The organism is Corynebacterium sp. HMSC072A04, assembly GCF_001809235.1.
Classification (GTDB): Bacteria; Actinomycetota; Actinomycetes; order Mycobacteriales; family Mycobacteriaceae; genus Corynebacterium; species Corynebacterium hiratae.
Window position 1 is genome coordinate 1 of record NZ_KV796795.1, and the last position, 230, is coordinate 230.

1 protein-coding gene is annotated in these 230 nt (G+C 62.2%); it reads right to left on the minus strand.

What is annotated here, in order from left to right; all coding sequences use genetic code 11:
* The coding region (locus tag HMPREF2565_RS08295) for a ferritin-like domain-containing protein (RefSeq protein WP_305764377.1) at positions 1-230 on the minus strand (230 nt) is incomplete at both ends.

The following is a 230-nucleotide window of genomic DNA, read 5'->3' on the forward strand; positions in this document are numbered from 1 at the left end:
ACCTTCTGCTCATGCGCGAGGGAGGCCTCAAAGGCATCGAGCGGGGTGGCGGCCTTGACGGAGCCGACCTGGATATCCTCCAGCTCGACGCGGTAGCCGCGGTCCAGCAGGTGCTCAGCAAATTTCTGTGCGTGCTCGCGCTCTTCCTCTGCCTGCTTGAAGAACCAATCGCGCATGCCCGGGAAGGACAGGTTGTCCATCTCGTAGGCCAGCTGGGTGTAAATCAGGGC